Below are 16,870 nucleotides of genomic sequence, written 5' to 3'. Positions count from 1 at the left end.
AATATACATATAAAAAACGCCATCCTTTTCCATAATTAATTCTACAGAAAGGATGACGTTTTTTTACTTTATATAGCCGTTTAATAATTACGTCTGTTATTTATATAATCTACATAAGTGAAAGTAAATCAATTTGGTTTGTTTAATATAAGCACTCATTTATTGAAAATATATTTTCAATAAAACATCTTACCATCAGAATTCAAATTTAACAGGTCTTAAAAAAAGTTCTTCTAATGTATCTTTTGCATCTTTACTTTCAAACAAAATTTCATATAAAGCATTACTAATTGGTAGTTCAACATCATATTGTTTAGATAGTTCTTTCAATGCTTTTACGGTTGAAACTCCTTCTGCCAATTTATCAAACTTTTGACCTAAGACAAACGCTTCCCCGAATTTTCGATTGTGACTATGTAATGAAAACAATGTCGCTTCATAATCTCCTAAATGACTCAATCCATATATCGTTAAATCATTTCCTCCCATAGCTGTAACTAAGCGTGAAAGTTCCCTGGTCCCTCTAGCCATTAGTGAACCTTTCAAACTGCTGTAATTCAATCCATCCAGCATTCCTGCGGCGATTCCCATAACATTTTTTGTCGCAGCTCCTATTTCATTGCCAATCAAATCTTGTCCGTAGTAAAACCTTATTAAATCACTATTAAACTCCTGTACAATTTTCTTAGTGATACTAATATTTTCAGATCCAATCACCATACAATTCGGAATGTCATTTACAAAATCCTGTACATGGCCAGGTCCTATCCAAACTGCTATATCGGTATTTTTCCCAACAATTTCACTAAATACTTGAGAGAGCCTTTTTCCACTTGTTGCTTCAAGCCCTTTCATACATAAAATAAAGGTTTTCCCTTGTATTTCATCAATTAATTTTAGTCGATTAGCAAATGAACGTAATTCCTGTGCACTAATTGATATAATAATGATCTCCGCAAATGCAATGGTTTTATGTAGTGAATTACTTAGTTCGATATCTTCTGAGAGCTTAAGATAATCATTCTTTCTTGTTTCATCTAATTCAATGTAATTACTTGAATTTTCTCTCCCCCACAACATTACATTATGACCAACTTTGTTAGTATACCAAGCTATAAATGTACCCCAACGTCCACAACCAAGAACTGAAATATTCAATAATCTCACCTTTGTTTTTATAAATTTTTTATTATGATATGAATGGTTTTACTTCTATTGTTCAATATTGGATAAATATTAACAAATATCCTTCATCTCTAATTAACATTTGATGACATTATCAGTAGTTAGCAATAGTTGAATCATTTAGATCGCACTTCCATCGAAAGGTAAAGTTATTAGAGTTTCAGAAAGCCCATTTTATCTCTTTCATATGGTTACACGTGTACAAATGCGAATTTTTTATTGAAATGTAAAAAGTAATATGGTTTCTTCTATTACATTGATTAATTACATATGAAAATCATGTATAACTCCAATTTCGCCTTTACTTATGCAATAGCAGGTCCTGTATTATAAATTTTCAACAGTAAAGTGGAAAGAAAAAAATTGTATATTATTTCACTTTACATTTTTCTAATTGGTAATATACTTACGTATTTTAGTCCGAACTTTACTTTTATGATGATAGCAAGAATTTTAACTGCTATGAGTACAGCTTTAGTTGTAGTACTTTCCCTTACAATTGCAGCAAAGCTTGTTAATCCCTCTTATCGAACAAAAGCATTAGGGTTAATTTATATGGGTATTAGCTCTTCACTTGTTTTAGGAGTACCACTAGGCATATTAATTTCAAACACATTTGGCTGGAGAGTTATTTTTCTTTGTATAGCTATATTATCATTGGGATCTATTATCTTAATTTCAGTATTTTTAGATAAAATACCTGGAGAGGAAAACCGAATTCCTTTATCTATCCAATTAAAGGCCGTTTGTAGTCCAAAACTAGGAGCTACTCATCTAGCTACCATGTTTATGTTAGCAGGACATTATACTTTATATGTTTATTTTACTCCTTTCTTAGAAGAAAAATTTCACCTAACCCCTTATTGGATTAGCGTATTTTATTTAGTATTTGGCATAGCTGCAGTAAGTGGCGGAGCATTCGGCGGTGTATTATCAGATAAAGTGAAACTTTAATCATTGGGGGTTTTCTTCATCCCCAATGATTATTAGCCCTCACCAATCGGACTTTTATGGGCAGTTGATCCCCCACCTAACTTCTTTACTTTCGCTGCATTTTGAAGTGGGGGTCTTACTGCCCATTAAAGCGGGATAAAATAGGCGCTCCAAAAAGTATTGTGATAGTTATTACTTTATTTGCTCTAATCTTATTTATATTACCGTTCACGACCGTTTCTATTGGTCTATTTATTCCTGTTATGATAGTTTGGGCTGCATTAAGTTGGGGACTTGCACCACCTCAACAAAGTTATTTAATCCAAACTGCCCCAGATACGTCAGATATACAACAAAGTTTTAATAATTCAGCTCTACAAATAGGAATCTCACTCTGTTCCGCAGTTGGAGGTATAGCTTTAAAACAAGTACATAATGTCGCTAATATGGCTTGGGTTGGTGGATCTCTATTTCTATTGTCTTTAGGTTTGGCTATCTTTTCTCTTACTAGACATACACCGATAAGAGAGTGTCCTGTGAGTGCTAAACATGTAGATTAATATTCGCTTTGTCTTTTAATCGCAAAGATTATAAATATAAATCATCAAAAAAAGTCCAGTTATAAAACGGGACTTTTTTTGACGAAGTTGCCCTTATCTTTTTCCGAAAAATGAATATGTATAAATTTCTTCTCCTTGAACAAAGAAATCCTCGTACTTACCTCCTCGTTTCAAATAGTTTGAAGTACTTTCATCAATCGAATGAAACTGTAGATTTTGGATTTCTTTCGTTACTTTTGAAAGTGTAAAATTTGCTCGAAATTTATTTGTAATTTGGCTATTTGAGCTGAAGTTTTTAAACAAAATAAATAAGCTTATTAAATAGCAATCCATTTTAAAAAGCGAATTTAATTCGTGAAGCAAAAAATTCTCATGCTCAAAACTATAATTGCTCGTACCAGAATGATCAATTACAATATCAACAGACCGATTCTGAATAGGGATGTTCAAAAAATCAGCACAGATAAAGAGTATGTTTCTTTTCGGATTTCTTCTTGCTAATACATCTTTTAAAAATATAAGTTTATTTAAATCTCGATCCACTGCAATGTATAGGCAATCTTCGGGTAGATCTTCATAAATATTTCTCAAAAAGAATCCAAGTCCTGATCCTATATCCAGTATTAATTTGTTATTTAAATCTAAATGTATTAGTTTCTTTTTCGCCCATTCCCCTTCTTTAAGCATATTTTCCAAATATGCATTATCAGTTTCATAAATATAATCCGAAATAGTATCTTCAAGTGACGTTCGCTCATTTGTTTTAAATGATTTACCAGCAGTTATAATTCCTGAAGTAATAATATATTCTTCACCACAATTACAAATTAACTTCCCCTCAGTAATTTGATTGTTAGTAACAATTCCATCTTGAAGAATTAGCTTTTTGCTACACCTAGAACATGTAAGCAAATGAAGTACGCTTAAATCTATCCCTATAATTGAATTAGAGGTTTCAGTTGTTAATAATAAATCATGTAAAACTTCCTTTAATTTATCCCGTTTCTTCTCCAAAAGTTCTATTTCCTGTTCCAACTTGTCATATTTCAGTTTAAATAAAGATTGGTAAAAAATATCTTTTTCGTAATTCATAGATTTCGCTAAATTTTTATAAAAAAATAGTTCTTTAATTTCATTCAAGCTAAACCCTAGCTCTTTGTAATGTAATATAAGTTTTAAATCTGTTTGACAATACTCATCAAAAAAATAATGCCCTCCCTTTTTTTCAGGAATAATGAGACCTAGGTCCATATAATGTCTAATTGTATCAATACTTATGTTATTTAATTCTCCAAATTTACCTATTTTCATAGTATCACTACCATTTATATATATTTTTATATAGATTTCTATTTTTATATTTAAAAACCCTTTAAACTTTCGAAACAACATTATTTACGTTATGTATGGGATATTTGAATGCCACATATTTTATAGGTGTATAATCCTTTTATTTAATTAAATTTCCATCGCATAGAATATACAGGAATTTATAACTTAATATAGAAAATTAAAAGGAGAAGTTTATATTCTAAATAAGGGGATATACATACGGAATGAGGGATTAGAAAATGAAAATTGCAATAGTCTGTTTCGACAACTTTACTGATATTGATGTTTTTCTACCATGGGATTTATTAAACCGTGTACGTTTAGTTGGCGGTATTTCTGATTGGAACGTTCAACTATTAGGAACGGAAAAAACTCATATATCCATGTCTGGCTTACGTATTCCTATGACAGGAAACATATCTGATATTCCTACTGCTGACGCAGTAATATTTGCAAGTGGCAAGGGTGTACAAGATTTATATAAAAACCATGAATATATTAATAGCATTCACGTAGACCCTCAAAGACAATTAATAGGATCTATGTGTTCTGGTTCATTACTACTAGGAGCTAAAAAATTGCTAACAGGTAAAAAAGCCACTACATATCCATCCGTAGTAAAACAACTTAAAGAATTTGATGTAGATGTTATTGAACAAAGTTTCGTAAACGAAGGAAATATCTCGACTGCTGCAGGCTGTTTTGCTGCTCAAGATCTCTCAGCTTGGATTATAAGAACCCTAATCAATGACGAAATGGTCAATACTGTGCTAGAAACTGTTCAGCCAGTAGGCAAAGGTTTATATTTTTAATTTCGTTGCTCCTTAAAACAATAATATGAGACTTTTTACTTGATGGCGACGTAATATGCCTCCATTTTCAATTTAATTAAATAAAAAACCCGCGAATCATTCACGGGTTTTCCTCTTAATAACTAATTGCTATTGTACCTTCACCTGCATGAACCGCAAATGAAATTGGTAATGGATATAGTTTGAAATCCATTTCAGGGAATGCTTGTCTAATATCTGAAATCCATTCTTCAGCTCCATCTTTATCGTTAGCATGGAACATGTGTAGTACTTTTGGTAATTCTTTTTCAAGCTCATTTTTAATATATTCTCGACATTTTTGGATTTTGCGAACTTTCTTTTCAAGTAAAAGCTCTCCACCTTTTACTTCTAATATTAAGTTGACACTTAATAAACTTCCAAGTAAAAATTGAACTCCTTTTACACGTCCACTTGCGTAAAGGCCTTTTAAACTTTTCGGGAATACGTGGAAAGGTCTTCTTTTTTCATCTACTAATGTTTTGTGTATATCTTTTAACGTCATACCATCATTGTATAACGATTTCGCTTTTCTAATTAGTTCATCCATTGGATAACTTGTTGTTTCACTATCCAATACCGTTAATGGGAAACCTGCCATTTCTGCAGCTAACTTCATGTTTTGATAAGTTCCACTTACTTTTCCGCTAATAGCAACTGCAAATCCCTCTTCATATTCTTCTTTGCATTTTGAAAATAACTCTACCATTTCCCCTATGTTAGGCTGTGATGTAGTGACAGTTTTACCTTCGTTTAACGCATTATAGACGCGCTCACGCACACCTTCTTCACAATCTTTGTACGACACACCATCAATAATAACTTCAATTGGGATAACAAAGTTATCTCCTTCTGTTGTAAAACTCGCAGTTGTACTATCAGTAATCCAAGCAACACGCTTCATGTTGTTCCTCCCTTAATTCAATTCCTCTTTTCTGACTTTTCTATATATTTATGTTACGAAAAGAGAATATCCCTGTAATAGTAACAGGACTTTATTGTTTTGGCTATAGTAGATGCATATTAAATGTGAATATTTTTTGTCATTTTCACGAAAAAAAGAAGAAAACCGAAGTATTTGCCCCATTTTCTTCTTATCGTACATTATTTAAAAGTTTCATTATCTAAAATTACAACATAATCATTCGTCAATCGGCCAGCTTCTTTCGTATAACTAACAAGTCTTTGTATGTTATCACAACTAAGTTTTGCTCCCCATACGAGTAATGGTACACCGATAAAATCGATGTGGAACCTTCTAGAAAATAGTCCACCGAAAGTCATAGGTAAAGGTACTGTTGGTGATGTATTAGAAAAAATAATTTTTTCATGGCTATGATAATGTTTTTGCAGAATCTCTCCTAAATGCTTCATCGCAGGTACGACGACTTTGGATGCCCCACACCCAATTGTATATACAGGATTCTCATATTCGTCTACTCCATGAAAAATGATTTTCCCCATATCCTCTGTTTTCAATTTATTAAAGTAATCTACATTTAATATTTCTTCTTTCGTTAACTTACGATCCGTTGGTAATTTATTTAAATGATACGCTGCAGCGAGTGCAGTTGAATGCGTTCCGCCGAAATCTGTGTAAATGAATATCATATTATCATCCCTTGTTGTAAAAATTCAATGTTATTTAGTATTACCGTTCACAGCATTGTTAAACAAGGGATACATGTATTTACACTTTTTGTATTAACTCGTTATATTTTTTCCAAATATAATATCGTCTACTTATTACTGTACCTAATGTGACGCATAAAAAGGCATTCGTTACAACCATTAATGTGTAATGCGTACTGCCAGAAAACATACTTTGCTTAATTACAATTTTCGCACCTAAAATAATAAGAAGAATTATTGTGCTTAACCAATTTCCTTTTCGTAATACATGACCCGTTTCACTATCTATTCGAAATGTTAAAGCTTTTCCTCTAATAACTCCAAGAACCAATCCAATTCCGAGCATGGCAACAAATAGTAGAAATTGTAATATAGTCAATTGTCCCATATGAATAATGGACTGGATTGTTACAAAGCATAACAAAGCCGGAACGAGCCAAATGCGATTAACTTTCACTTTACGTTCCTTACTTTGCATTAATACGATAATAAGAATAACAAGTAAAATATCCATTTAGTATCCCCCTTTATACTTGTTTACTTATAAAATTATATTCACCTCTTTTTACTCCATACTTAAAATGCGATAGTCACTTTAAATTGTAAAATATGGAATGGGATTCCTCATCAGTCTGAAGTATTATTTTTCAAAAATAAAAAGACGTACTTTTTACTCGTACGTCTATAGTATCTTCATTTTATAAAATAAAGGTTTTCTAGTTAGTTAAAATACTTTTCAAAACAAAAACAATCGTGAACTCGTTTAAATTGTTTTCTGATCTCTTCTTTATTTTCACCCGTATAATGAGCAAATGTTTGAACTGGATATAATTTATCTATATTACTTCTCATTACACCTTTTATCTCGTCTGTATGATCGGAGTATATGTGTAAATATGAATCTACGTTTACAAATCCGTTCTTTTCATACCACCCATGTACCCATAGGTTGTCTCTAGTCCATGCTTCTAATCGATTGAGGTTAAGTTCTTTCGCTAACTTCTCTGCCTCATTTAATAGTTGATTAGCAATCTTCATTCTACGGAAATCCGGATGAACTGCAATATGCCAAATCATGCCGCCAAGACCAGTCCCTCTTGAACAAACTGTACGTTCTTCTAATTCATATTCAATATCTATTAAACCCACAATTTGATTTTCATATAGAGCTACTAATTCAATAGCAGGATTTTCATATTTTTCTTTTTCTCTAAATACATTATCGTAATATGCTGTATCTAAAAAAGACAACACACGACAACGTACCCAGCCTGTTTCATCAGATTTTTTATACGCTCTAATCTTAATATCCATGTAATCTAAAAACTCCCTCTATATTTTTATTAATTTTTTAATTCCTATATCGTTAATTTGGATATATACCACTTGAACACTCTAATCCATAGTGTAATTCTTTTACACTTTTCGAAATTACATGCTCTGTATTGATCATAATGCAACTAAGAATCTTCCACCTAATTATTATTCAATATATAGATGGAAGAATCCTCTAGTTACATAAACTAATTAAAGAGTGACACTTAAAATTATTTAGAATCTATTGTTTCAGTATGATATACCTTGGATCTTGAAGGTAATAAAGTAAACACACATAATAGGATAGTAATAAGTAGCATTACTAATGACCCTACGATAACGACAAGTTGTATAGAAATAACTTGTGTTGCAACTCCGAACAAAATCGTAATCAAAATGGTGATACCTGCAATCACAAGCCCATATATACTGCCAATCCGTCCCATCATATGGACAGGGACATTATTTTGATAAAAGGTGTTAAATCCTGTATTTGCATACGCCATAGAGAAAGATAAAATAAAGAATCCGATAGTAGCTTGTAAGAACTCATTTGAAAAAGCATAAATTAAATAACCGATTGCGATGAATAATGATCCTATTCCAATTAAAAATGAAGGTGTTAATTTTTTTGATAAAATTGTATTTGATATGGCTCCTAAAATAAACCCAGCTCCAGCAATACTAACTAAAAAGCCATATTCACTATCTGTTAACAATAAAACCTCTTTCGCAAATGATAATTCAAGTGAATCATTTGCGGCAACTAAAATCATCATTCCTTGAAATAAGAAATACACAAAAACGATATACAAAGATTTTTTACTAAAATTTAAAACGATGTTCCAATCTTTTTTTAGTACAGCTAGAGATAACGTCTCATTTGATGTATGAATATCAGATTTTTTATCAAGATTAGGTAACAGCAATGTAATTACTCCTGATAAGAGAAATGCTATAGCATTTATATAGATAGCAAACTCTGGTGTACTTGCTATTAACAATACTCCCGCTATCGCTGGACCAATTAAAAATGCACCAGATCCTATTAAACTACGTAATGAGTTAAAACGTTGTCTTTGCTCTACTGGTACTAATTTCGTCATATACGTCATAGCAGTTGGCTCATAAATCGCACTCGCCATACTTATAAAGAATACAACTACATAAACAATCCAAAGTGATGGAAGTAAAGGTAAAATAGCGATAAATACCGCACGATATATATCAAGGTGAATCATTAACTTCCGTTTATTTAAACGATCAATCATACTTCCTGACCAAGCGTTTGTAAATAAGGCGGCTAATGGTTTAATTACATACAAAGTAGCAACAGCTAAGGCTGAGCCCCCCATATTATAGACGAGTACATTCAGTGCTATTAAGTAAATCCATGCCCCTAAATTCGCAATTCCAACGCCTGACAGTAGTAATAAAGGATACTTCCAATCTTTAAATAAGTTTTTCATTTTAGGCCCCCGCTTTCCAAATTGTTTTAAAACAACAAAAAAATCCCACCCCCAAGACTTTAGTCTTAGGGACGAGATTTATCATCGCGGTGCCACCCTAGTTTGTTAATATGTCGCCACATTAACCTTATCAGGTACTGCATTATAATTCATGCTTATACCATAGCTCTATAACGGGAGCTCCCGTCACACCATCCCCTCATAATAAGTTCCGATGCGCTGCTCAGAGGCTTGGTTCAATAAAGAATTTTTACTCCTTTTCAGCTAAATGGAGCTCTCTGTGAAAAATTCATTTTATTTACTCTTCTCTTCACTGCATTTGATTTTTCCATATTATCACAATTAATTTTAACTGTAAATAAAAAATAATCAGATATTTAACGACCTGTTTCTGATGATTTTCTTATTTATTATTTTTTCTAAAAATTACGGTGCGTGAAATTACTTATAACTCTAAAAAGAACCTATTGGATCTAGGCTCTTCAAAGTGTTGAAATTAATTTGTATTCGCCTCTGCTAACGGTTGTAACGGTGGTTCTAAGTCTAGTTGTAATGCATCTCCTTCTTGTATAGCTTGTCCTTTTTCAATGCTTTGATTTGTTACATAGCCTGTACCTGTAGTTTTTAAATCTAATTTTAATAATTTAGAGAAATACATAACATCACGCATTGACCAACCTTGTAAATTTGGCATTTTTGCGTTGCTTCCTAATAAAAATATACGATCACCTTCACTCATTACTTCACCAGACTGCGGATATTGTTTTATTATTTTTCCTTCACCTAAAATTATCGGTTGGAACTTCTCTTTTTTTACATTATTCTCTACTGTATCCATTGATTGATTGACATGATTTTGTACTTTTAATTGGGATTTTTTCGTTGCATCAGCCATTTGTTTTTCTGTGTATGGTTTCACCTTTAAATATTCAAGGCTATTTTTCACAACTGGTTTAAATATTTCAGCAAGCGGCTGAGCTCCATACTCGTCTCCCTTTAACTTTGGCTGCTTAATAGCTAAGTATACAATTAACTCTGGGTCATCAATCGGAGCCATTCCTAAGAATGAAAAAATATAATTTTCTTTTCCTTCCATATATCGTCCATTTTCAGGATTAGGAATTTGTGCTGTTCCTGTCTTACCTCCTATTGGATAACCATCCACTTTATACATTGTACCGGTACCTTTTGAAGATGTAATAACACGCTCCATTAAGTCTCTTACCTTGTCCGCTGTCTCTTTTTTTATCGGATTCCCAGTTTCTTTCGGTTGATTTTCCATAATAACTTGTTTGTTTGTTGGATTTACAACTTTGTCAACGATATATGGTTGCATCATTTTCCCGTCATTAGCTATAGCGGTAGCTGCTTGGATTAATTGAATCGGAGTTACTGTAGAACCTTGTCCGAAAGAAGTTGTAACTTGTTGGATTTGTGTATTTAATAATAAAGTATTTTTACTTTCACCAGGTAAATCTATTCCGGTTTTTTGGTTGAATCCAAATTTATTCATATATTGCTTAAATTTATCTGGTTTTAATAACTGATCTTCTAAAATAGAAAAAGCTACGTTTGATGATCTTTCAAAGCCTTCATCAAATGTAATAGATCCCCATCCAAATCCACCATTATGATCTTTAATATCAGATGAACCAACGGAATATTTTCCTGATTGGAAATATTCTTTCCCGTTATATACCCCTTCATTAATTGCTGCAGCTAGCGTAAATATTTTCATTGTTGAACCTGGTTCGTATGCATTTGCGATTGGATCATTTAAAAAATATTCGATATCGCCTTTATTAGGATTAAAACTAGGTTTACTAGACATTGCTAAAACTTTTCCTGTTTTTGGATCCGCTATGATTCCTACTAGCATAGAAGGATCATAGTGCTCTTGTGCCTTATTCATCGCTTCTTCTAAAAAACTATTAATTTGTTTATCGAGTGTAAGGTATACGTTATTCCCATTTTTAGCGGGTTCTATTTTCCCTATATCATTTGTAAGCGGGATTCCTCTTGGTGCTCCCACATATTCTATTTTCCCATTTGTCGAGCGCAAATATTTATCCAGACTCTTTTCAAGTCCAAATTTCCCTTCTGTATTTCCTTTATTGTCTGGTCTAGCAAAACCAAGTATATAGGATGCGAAATCTTCATTTGGATATACTCTTGCTTTCTCTGTCAAAAAGGATACACCTGGGATTTTTAATTGTCTAATTTGTTCCTTCACTTCTCTAGATAAATTCCGGCCAACTTTTCCGATTTCAACTTGTGTACGACCCTCATGAAAATTTTTTAATACGTCCTCTTTATCAATTTCAAGTGCATTAGCTAATTGTCTTGCAGTTTCCTCTTTATTTTTCACCTTATCTGTACCTTTCAAATTTACAACAACACGATACGTTGTGGAATCTTGGACTAGCACCTTTCCAGCTTGATCATATATTGTGCCACGATTCGCTTCCAAAACACCATTTTTATTATGTTGCTCGTTTGCTAAATCTTTTACATTCACATTATGCAAGACTCCTACTGCCTGTATATAGAAAAAACGCGAAAGCATAATAAGAAACAAAACAATAAAAGCAACCATAAAATACCGCGCGCCTTTATTCGTTTGAAGTTTATGCATATTTATCCCCTTTCTTTCACAATTAATTACTGCTATGGTGTGCTATAAATTATGTCGTTTTTGCTTTCAATACTATATGTTTCGAACTTTTCCTTTTAATTTCTTTAAATCGTTCTGAAAGTAGTTATTGTTTCTTATTTTATTTTTTTAATTACAGTACGGTGCGTGAAATTTATGAGTATTCTGTCACTAGATGGTTAACTTTATAATAAGCTACAAATTTAATATGTACTAACTCAGTTGTACTTTCGCAACTCTTTTAATACATATGTCCTTTTCTTGTGAACAATAAAAAAGTTCCCCTCTGGATTTCCAAAGGAGAACTTTTAAACGAACTTACAAATAGTTATTTATAAGAATTAAGCTATATGATTATATTTCGCTAAAAAAGGAATTCGTTTCGCTACTAATGCGTACATTTTAAATACAAATTTCGCTATCGGTTCAAACATACGTGTACTTTGCACTACTAAACCGCTCGTAATAAATGTTAAGAAAGCAGCACCAAGTATATCTAGAGGATAATGAACTCCTACGTACATACGTGAAACACCAACTAATACTGCCCATATAAGAGCGACATATTTAAGTTTTTCTCCTCTAAGCAAAAATACAAATGCAATAGAAAATACAAGTACAGAATGATCACTTACAAATGATGAGTCTGCTGCATGTGGCACTAATTGATGTACATCATGTGATACAAACGGACGTGGATGGTAATATACCGCATGTATCACAACATTTACTAGTAATGCGATAATGACTGAAAGTGTCGTATATAACACTGTGTATTGTTTTTTAATGGCATTGACTTTCTTTCCATTATTAAACCATAAGATAAACATAAACAAAATTGCTACATATACAGCACTATTTGTAATTGCAATCATTAGCGTATCTAATAGTTTGGACGATCCAGCAAAATTATTAAACCATTGAAATACTGTGTAATTCATAATACTCTCTCCTTACATAAAAGCGTTCTTGATTTACACAGTATACAACATCAATATGAAAATGGGCTTAAACTTTTCTCATCAAATTCTCATTTTACTAGTACTCATTTGACAATAGTAAGACTAATTATATCCGCTAATTATGTATAAAGCTGAAAAACCTTTCAAACAATACGAATCATACGCTTTTTATGTGTAGAATACATAACATAGTTATTTAAATATACTAGTTGCGAAATCATATTTTTATTACATACGAAGTGCGATATTACCAAATTGTTCTCCTTGTTCCATACGATTTAACGCCTGAATGGCTTCTTCTAACGAATATACTTTATCAATAATTGGTTTAATTTTATGTTTCTCTATAAACATAACCATTTCATGAAATTCCTCACGGCTACCCATAGATGTTCCCATTATATCGATTTGATTATAAAATAATGCTCGTAATGGTAATTCAATTTTATCTCCTGAGCTTGCACCGAAATTAACAATTCTCCCATTTGGTTTTAATACATCAAAGTATTTTAAAAATGTTGCAGGACCTATACTATCAATTATTAAATCTACTTTCTTTCCGCTTAAACTCTCTTCCCAATTTCCAGAACTATTAAAAGAAAAGTCTGCGCCGTATGTTTCGGCAAACTTTCTTTTACTCTCTACCCTTGAAGTAACACTTACTTTTGCACCAATTGCTTTTGCAAATAACATAGCAAATGTCGCAACACCGCCACCTATCCCCGGAATTAAAACATGTTCTCCACACTTTAATTTACCCTTTGTAAAAAGCGCTCTATATGCAGTTAGTGCCGATAAAGATAGAACCCCAGACTCTTCCCAAGAAAGATATGACGGTTTTGCCACTACATTTTCAGCTGGCACAATAACATATTCTGCAAACGTTCCATCTTTCGGTCCACCTAACACCTCTGGTAACTCAGGTATTTCAGCAATATTATCCCATCCAATACTAGGATTAATAATAACCCCGGTTTGCAATAAAGCACCTGAAACCCCTTCTCCAATTTCCGTAACAATACCTGCACCATCTGATCCTAGAACTAATGGTAATTGCATTTCTTTTCTATTATTCATTATAAATAAATCACGATGATTTAAGCCGGCTGATTTTAATTTCACTTTCACTTCTCCAGCATTGGGTGTTATCTCTGGTAATACTTTATACTCTACCCCTTCAAAACCAGATTTATATTGTTGTACGATAGCTTTCATTATTATTCCCCCTTCATAATTCTAATGTACTAGAAAGTTCGAAATAAACAAAATAATTTGACCATAAAAAAGAAGGAATGCACAAAACATCCCTTCTTTCCGAATTATTTAAGTAAAACGGTAGGCAGTATAATCGTAACGATTGTTCCTTCGTCTTCTTTACTCTCTATTTGTATCGTTCCGTTGTATTTCTCTATAAGTCGTTTTGCAATAGACAAACCTAGACCATTTCCACCCTGTTTTCGACTTCTTGCTTTGTCCACACGATAAAAGCGGTTAAGAACAAAAGGTAAATCAGCTTCGGATATTCCCGCTCCACGATCTATAATACGGATTTTAACTTTCCCTGATTGTACACTAGATTCAATACAAATATATTTATTAACTTCTTTTGTATATTTCACTGCGTTATCCATTACGATAATAATAATTTGTTCTAAGTAAGATGAAGGTATTGAGACATATGCCGCATTTTCACCCAGTTTCATATCAAATTGGAATTCAGTTTGAAGTACGCCAAAGTTTTGTGTAACTTGTTTTAATATGCTATTTACATGGACTGGATCAGCTGCAATTGGATGCATCTGTTCTGATTCAGCTCTTGATAGTTCTAGCAATTCTAAAACTAACTTATTTAAACGATCAACTTCCTTTAAACTTGATTGAAGCGATTTATCTAAAACTGCTGGATCATTTTTCCCCCACCGATTTAACATGGACAAGTGTCCTTGAATAATTGTTAGTGGTGTTCTCAATTCATGGGATGCGTCTTCTACAAACTGTTTCTGTTGTGTAAAAGAAGTTTCTACCTCATCCATCATTTCGTTAAAAAGAAACGATAATTTTGCAAGTTCATCATTATTTTCACGTACTGGAACTCGTTCATTTAGTCCATTTTTCTTAATACGTTTCATCGTATCCGTTATATTTTGAACACTTGATAATAGTTTTTTCGTAATTAGTAAACCACCTAAAAAACTAAAGATTAGTCCACATATTCCGGCAATAACCATTACCACTAAAATAATCTTTAATAAATGATCGAAAGCCTCTAAGTTTTTCGTAAGTTCAATAGTACCAGTGAACTCTTTTGTTTGAATTGGTATACGCTGAACTAATATACGATCTTCTACATGTCTTTTTATAAATAATTCCTCTTGTGTAACTTGTTTTGGTTTTATCCACGCTTCATTAAACTCTCGCGAAACAGTAACAATTGTTTTCCCGTCCATACCGATAATACGAATCATTTGATGTTTATCAATCATATTGTTTAAGAAATCTTTACTGTTTTCAAACGTTTTACTCGAAAGGGTATCATTTTTATCTTGGAAATAGGCCGCTATTTCTGTCACTTGTCTATTTATTTGTTTCTGTTCATAGTCTATAGTCCACTTATTTATTACAATAAACTGCAGAGCACTATATAAAATGAATAAAATAAATACTAGAGTAGTCGACCAAAGTGTTAGTTTCCACTTTATAGGTAGATTTCGAATTCGATGCACAATATTTTTAATCATTTCATTATATATCCAGCACCGCGGACCGTTTGGATATATTCCTCCTTATCCACACTATGTAACTTGTTACGTAAATAACGAACGTATACATCAACGATATTTGTCTCAACCATCGCGTCATATCCCCATACTTGATCCAATAAAACATCACGGGTAAGTACTCTATTAATATTTTTCATAAACATCAGTAATAGTTCAAATTCTTTATTTGTTAGTTCGATTTCTTCATTTCCTTTCGTAATCGTTCGCGATTCAATCTGGAGCTGTAAATCTTTGAATGTAAGAGATGAAACATGTTTATTTTCTATATGTTCTTCTCGTCTAAATATAACTCTCATTCGCGCTAACAGCTCTTCAATTGCAAATGGTTTCGGAAGATAATCATCGGCTCCGCTATCTAATCCTGTCACGCGGTCCATAATACTATCGCGTGCAGTCAACATAATAATAGGTGTATTTTTAGTTGCCCTTAATCTACGACACACTTCTAGTCCATTTAACCTAGGCAGCATTAAATCAAGTAAAATAAGATCATAATTTTTTTCAAGTGCGGCTTCTAATCCCTTCCTTCCATCAAACTGAATGTCTACCTTATATCCTTCATACTTTAATTCTAATTCTAAAAAATCAGCTAAACTTTCCTCATCCTCAATAATTAATATGTGTTGCAACAGTAATTCCTCCTATACAGTTAAGTGAATGAGTAATCCTATCCCAAATATAATTGCAATGATTTGATGTGCTTTTCTATACAATATCAAGTTTGTTTTTTTATTGTGTTTCTGTAAGAAAAATCCAACGATTCCTAGTATGATTAAAATGAAAAGAGAGAATATACCACTATAAAATATAAGCAAATGCGGACTTCCTTTTAATAAAAAATAAATGCCGTGAGTAATTGATACAGCTAATACAGTATATCCAATTAATACGTGAAACTTTTTAATAAAAAGATATACATCCTTTATCAATTTAAACCCAATTATATTTTTCTTTTTAAAAAATAACCATATATAACGTAAAATCCATAACGATGCAGCTAAAATTGCGCCGTATTCACCGAAAGAACCTAATTTCTTATTTAACCATTTCATATTTAATGTGTTGCCGTATATTACATTAATAAATAACAATGCTATACTACAAAAAATAATAATAATGCCAATAATTTTAACATACAAATGAAAATATTTATTTCTTAGTAGCTTCTCCAATTCATTTAAGCTCCTTCCTTATAACCTTCTATAACAAGCAGAATA

14 protein-coding genes, 2 pseudogenes and 1 other annotated feature are annotated in these 16,870 nt (G+C 32.2%); of the genes and pseudogenes, 3 read left to right on the top strand and 13 right to left on the bottom strand.

Annotation, left to right across the window (positions count from 1 at the left end; genetic code table 11):
- Positions 1–195: 195 nt before the first annotated feature.
- Positions 196–1,167: an NAD(P)H-dependent glycerol-3-phosphate dehydrogenase gene (locus ACHZK0_RS12660; protein ID WP_395761635.1), complete on the bottom strand. Its 972-nt coding sequence runs from the start codon at positions 1,165–1,167 to the stop codon at positions 196–198.
- A gap of 312 nt (positions 1,168–1,479) precedes the next feature.
- Here ACHZK0_RS12660 and ACHZK0_RS12655 point away from each other — a divergent pair.
- Both ACHZK0_RS12655 and ACHZK0_RS12650 read left to right on the top strand, forming a co-directional pair.
- Positions 1,480–2,121: pseudogene (locus ACHZK0_RS12655) on the top strand (MFS transporter); the annotation flags it as partial.
- A 152-nt stretch (positions 2,122–2,273) separates the two neighbouring features.
- A pseudogene (locus ACHZK0_RS12650) lies at positions 2,274–2,678 on the top strand (MFS transporter); the annotation flags it as partial.
- A gap of 93 nt (positions 2,679–2,771) precedes the next feature.
- On the opposite strand, the gene ACHZK0_RS12645 reads toward ACHZK0_RS12650, so the two are convergent.
- A complete protein-coding gene (locus tag ACHZK0_RS12645; protein ID WP_262742704.1) occupies positions 2,772–3,989 on the bottom strand; it encodes a MerR family transcriptional regulator in 1,218 nt (405 codons plus the stop codon).
- A 260-nt stretch (positions 3,990–4,249) separates the two neighbouring features.
- On the opposite strand from ACHZK0_RS12645, the gene ACHZK0_RS12640 reads away from it, so the two are divergent.
- Entirely contained in the window at positions 4,250–4,822 is a 573-nt protein-coding gene (locus ACHZK0_RS12640; RefSeq protein ID WP_262743337.1) for a DJ-1/PfpI family protein, read from the top strand.
- A 115-nt stretch (positions 4,823–4,937) separates the two neighbouring features.
- Here the strand turns inward: ACHZK0_RS12640 and ACHZK0_RS12635 are convergent, their stop codons facing one another.
- The 11 genes from ACHZK0_RS12635 to ACHZK0_RS12585 all read right to left on the bottom strand — a co-directional run bounded on the left by ACHZK0_RS12635 (position 4,938) and on the right by ACHZK0_RS12585 (position 16,825).
- A complete protein-coding gene (locus ACHZK0_RS12635; protein ID WP_131932216.1) occupies positions 4,938–5,744 on the bottom strand; it encodes a DegV family protein in 807 nt (268 codons plus the stop codon).
- 200 nt (positions 5,745–5,944) lie between these two features.
- The gene (locus ACHZK0_RS12630) at positions 5,945–6,451 is read right to left on the bottom strand and encodes a DUF3189 family protein (RefSeq protein WP_131932217.1); all 507 of its coding nucleotides are present in this window, start codon (positions 6,449–6,451) and stop codon (positions 5,945–5,947) included.
- A gap of 79 nt (positions 6,452–6,530) precedes the next feature.
- Positions 6,531–6,986 carry a DUF1453 domain-containing protein gene (locus tag ACHZK0_RS12625; RefSeq protein ID WP_262743338.1) on the bottom strand — a complete coding sequence of 152 codons (456 nt, stop codon included), beginning with the start codon at positions 6,984–6,986 and terminating at the stop codon, positions 6,531–6,533.
- A 206-nt stretch (positions 6,987–7,192) separates the two neighbouring features.
- Positions 7,193–7,786, bottom strand: coding sequence for a GNAT family N-acetyltransferase (locus tag ACHZK0_RS12620; RefSeq protein ID WP_262743339.1), 594 nt, complete (start codon positions 7,784–7,786; stop codon positions 7,193–7,195).
- Positions 7,787–8,019: 233 nt separating this feature from the next.
- On the bottom strand, positions 8,020–9,258 hold the full coding sequence (locus ACHZK0_RS12615) for an MFS transporter (protein ID WP_270344238.1): 1,239 nt from the start codon (positions 9,256–9,258) through the stop codon (positions 8,020–8,022).
- Positions 9,259–9,322: 64 nt separating this feature from the next.
- Positions 9,323–9,581 (bottom strand) — a binding site (T-box leader).
- Between the two features lie 173 nt (positions 9,582–9,754).
- On the bottom strand, positions 9,755–11,893 hold the full coding sequence (locus ACHZK0_RS12610; RefSeq protein ID WP_262743341.1) for a penicillin-binding protein: 2,139 nt from the start codon (positions 11,891–11,893) through the stop codon (positions 9,755–9,757).
- Positions 11,894–12,252: 359 nt separating this feature from the next.
- The gene (locus ACHZK0_RS12605; protein WP_016134605.1) at positions 12,253–12,852 is read right to left on the bottom strand and encodes an undecaprenyl-diphosphatase; all 600 of its coding nucleotides are present in this window, start codon (positions 12,850–12,852) and stop codon (positions 12,253–12,255) included.
- Between the two features lie 249 nt (positions 12,853–13,101).
- Positions 13,102–14,088: a zinc-binding dehydrogenase gene (locus tag ACHZK0_RS12600; RefSeq protein WP_262743343.1), complete on the bottom strand. Its 987-nt coding sequence runs from the start codon at positions 14,086–14,088 to the stop codon at positions 13,102–13,104.
- A gap of 104 nt (positions 14,089–14,192) precedes the next feature.
- Entirely contained in the window at positions 14,193–15,611 is a 1,419-nt protein-coding gene (locus ACHZK0_RS12595) for a sensor histidine kinase (RefSeq protein WP_395761634.1), read from the bottom strand.
- The gene (locus tag ACHZK0_RS12590; RefSeq protein WP_395761633.1) at positions 15,608–16,282 is read right to left on the bottom strand and encodes a response regulator transcription factor; all 675 of its coding nucleotides are present in this window, start codon (positions 16,280–16,282) and stop codon (positions 15,608–15,610) included. Before ACHZK0_RS12590 ends, ACHZK0_RS12595 begins: the two co-directional genes overlap by 4 nt.
- A gap of 12 nt (positions 16,283–16,294) precedes the next feature.
- Positions 16,295–16,825 (bottom strand): hypothetical protein, encoded by a 531-nt coding sequence (locus ACHZK0_RS12585; RefSeq protein ID WP_395761632.1) that lies wholly within the window; start codon positions 16,823–16,825, stop codon positions 16,295–16,297.
- Between the last annotated feature and the right edge of the window lie 45 nt (positions 16,826–16,870).

The sequence above is a fragment of the Bacillus sp. 3G2 genome, assembly GCF_044324725.1.
GTDB classification, from domain to species: Bacteria; Bacillota; Bacilli; order Bacillales; family Bacillaceae_G; genus Bacillus_A; species Bacillus_A mobilis.
Note: the sequence above shows the minus strand (reverse complement) of the source record. Positions and strands in the feature narration are given on the sequence as shown.

What these genes read in the sequence shown, in the direction of transcription:
- ACHZK0_RS12605 (WP_016134605.1), bottom strand. Translation starts at nt 12,852, where the DNA reads ATGAATTACACAGTATTTCAATGGTTTAATAATTTTGCTGGATCGTCC.
- ACHZK0_RS12615 (WP_270344238.1), bottom strand. Translation starts at nt 9,258, where the DNA reads ATGAAAAACTTATTTAAAGATTGGAAGTATCCTTTATTACTACTGTCA.
- ACHZK0_RS12600 (WP_262743343.1), bottom strand. Translation starts at nt 14,088, where the DNA reads ATGAAAGCTATCGTACAACAATATAAATCTGGTTTTGAAGGGGTAGAG.
- ACHZK0_RS12640 (WP_262743337.1), top strand. Translation starts at nt 4,250, where the DNA reads ATGAAAATTGCAATAGTCTGTTTCGACAACTTTACTGATATTGATGTT.
- ACHZK0_RS12620 (WP_262743339.1), bottom strand. Translation starts at nt 7,786, where the DNA reads ATGGATATTAAGATTAGAGCGTATAAAAAATCTGATGAAACAGGCTGG.
- ACHZK0_RS12635 (WP_131932216.1), bottom strand. Translation starts at nt 5,744, where the DNA reads ATGAAGCGTGTTGCTTGGATTACTGATAGTACAACTGCGAGTTTTACA.
- ACHZK0_RS12610 (WP_262743341.1), bottom strand. Translation starts at nt 11,893, where the DNA reads ATGCATAAACTTCAAACGAATAAAGGCGCGCGGTATTTTATGGTTGCT.
- ACHZK0_RS12630 (WP_131932217.1), bottom strand. Translation starts at nt 6,451, where the DNA reads ATGATATTCATTTACACAGATTTCGGCGGAACGCATTCAACTGCACTC.
- ACHZK0_RS12595 (WP_395761634.1), bottom strand. Translation starts at nt 15,611, where the DNA reads ATGATTAAAAATATTGTGCATCGAATTCGAAATCTACCTATAAAGTGG.
- ACHZK0_RS12645 (WP_262742704.1), bottom strand. Translation starts at nt 3,989, where the DNA reads ATGAAAATAGGTAAATTTGGAGAATTAAATAACATAAGTATTGATACA.
- ACHZK0_RS12625 (WP_262743338.1), bottom strand. Translation starts at nt 6,986, where the DNA reads ATGGATATTTTACTTGTTATTCTTATTATCGTATTAATGCAAAGTAAG.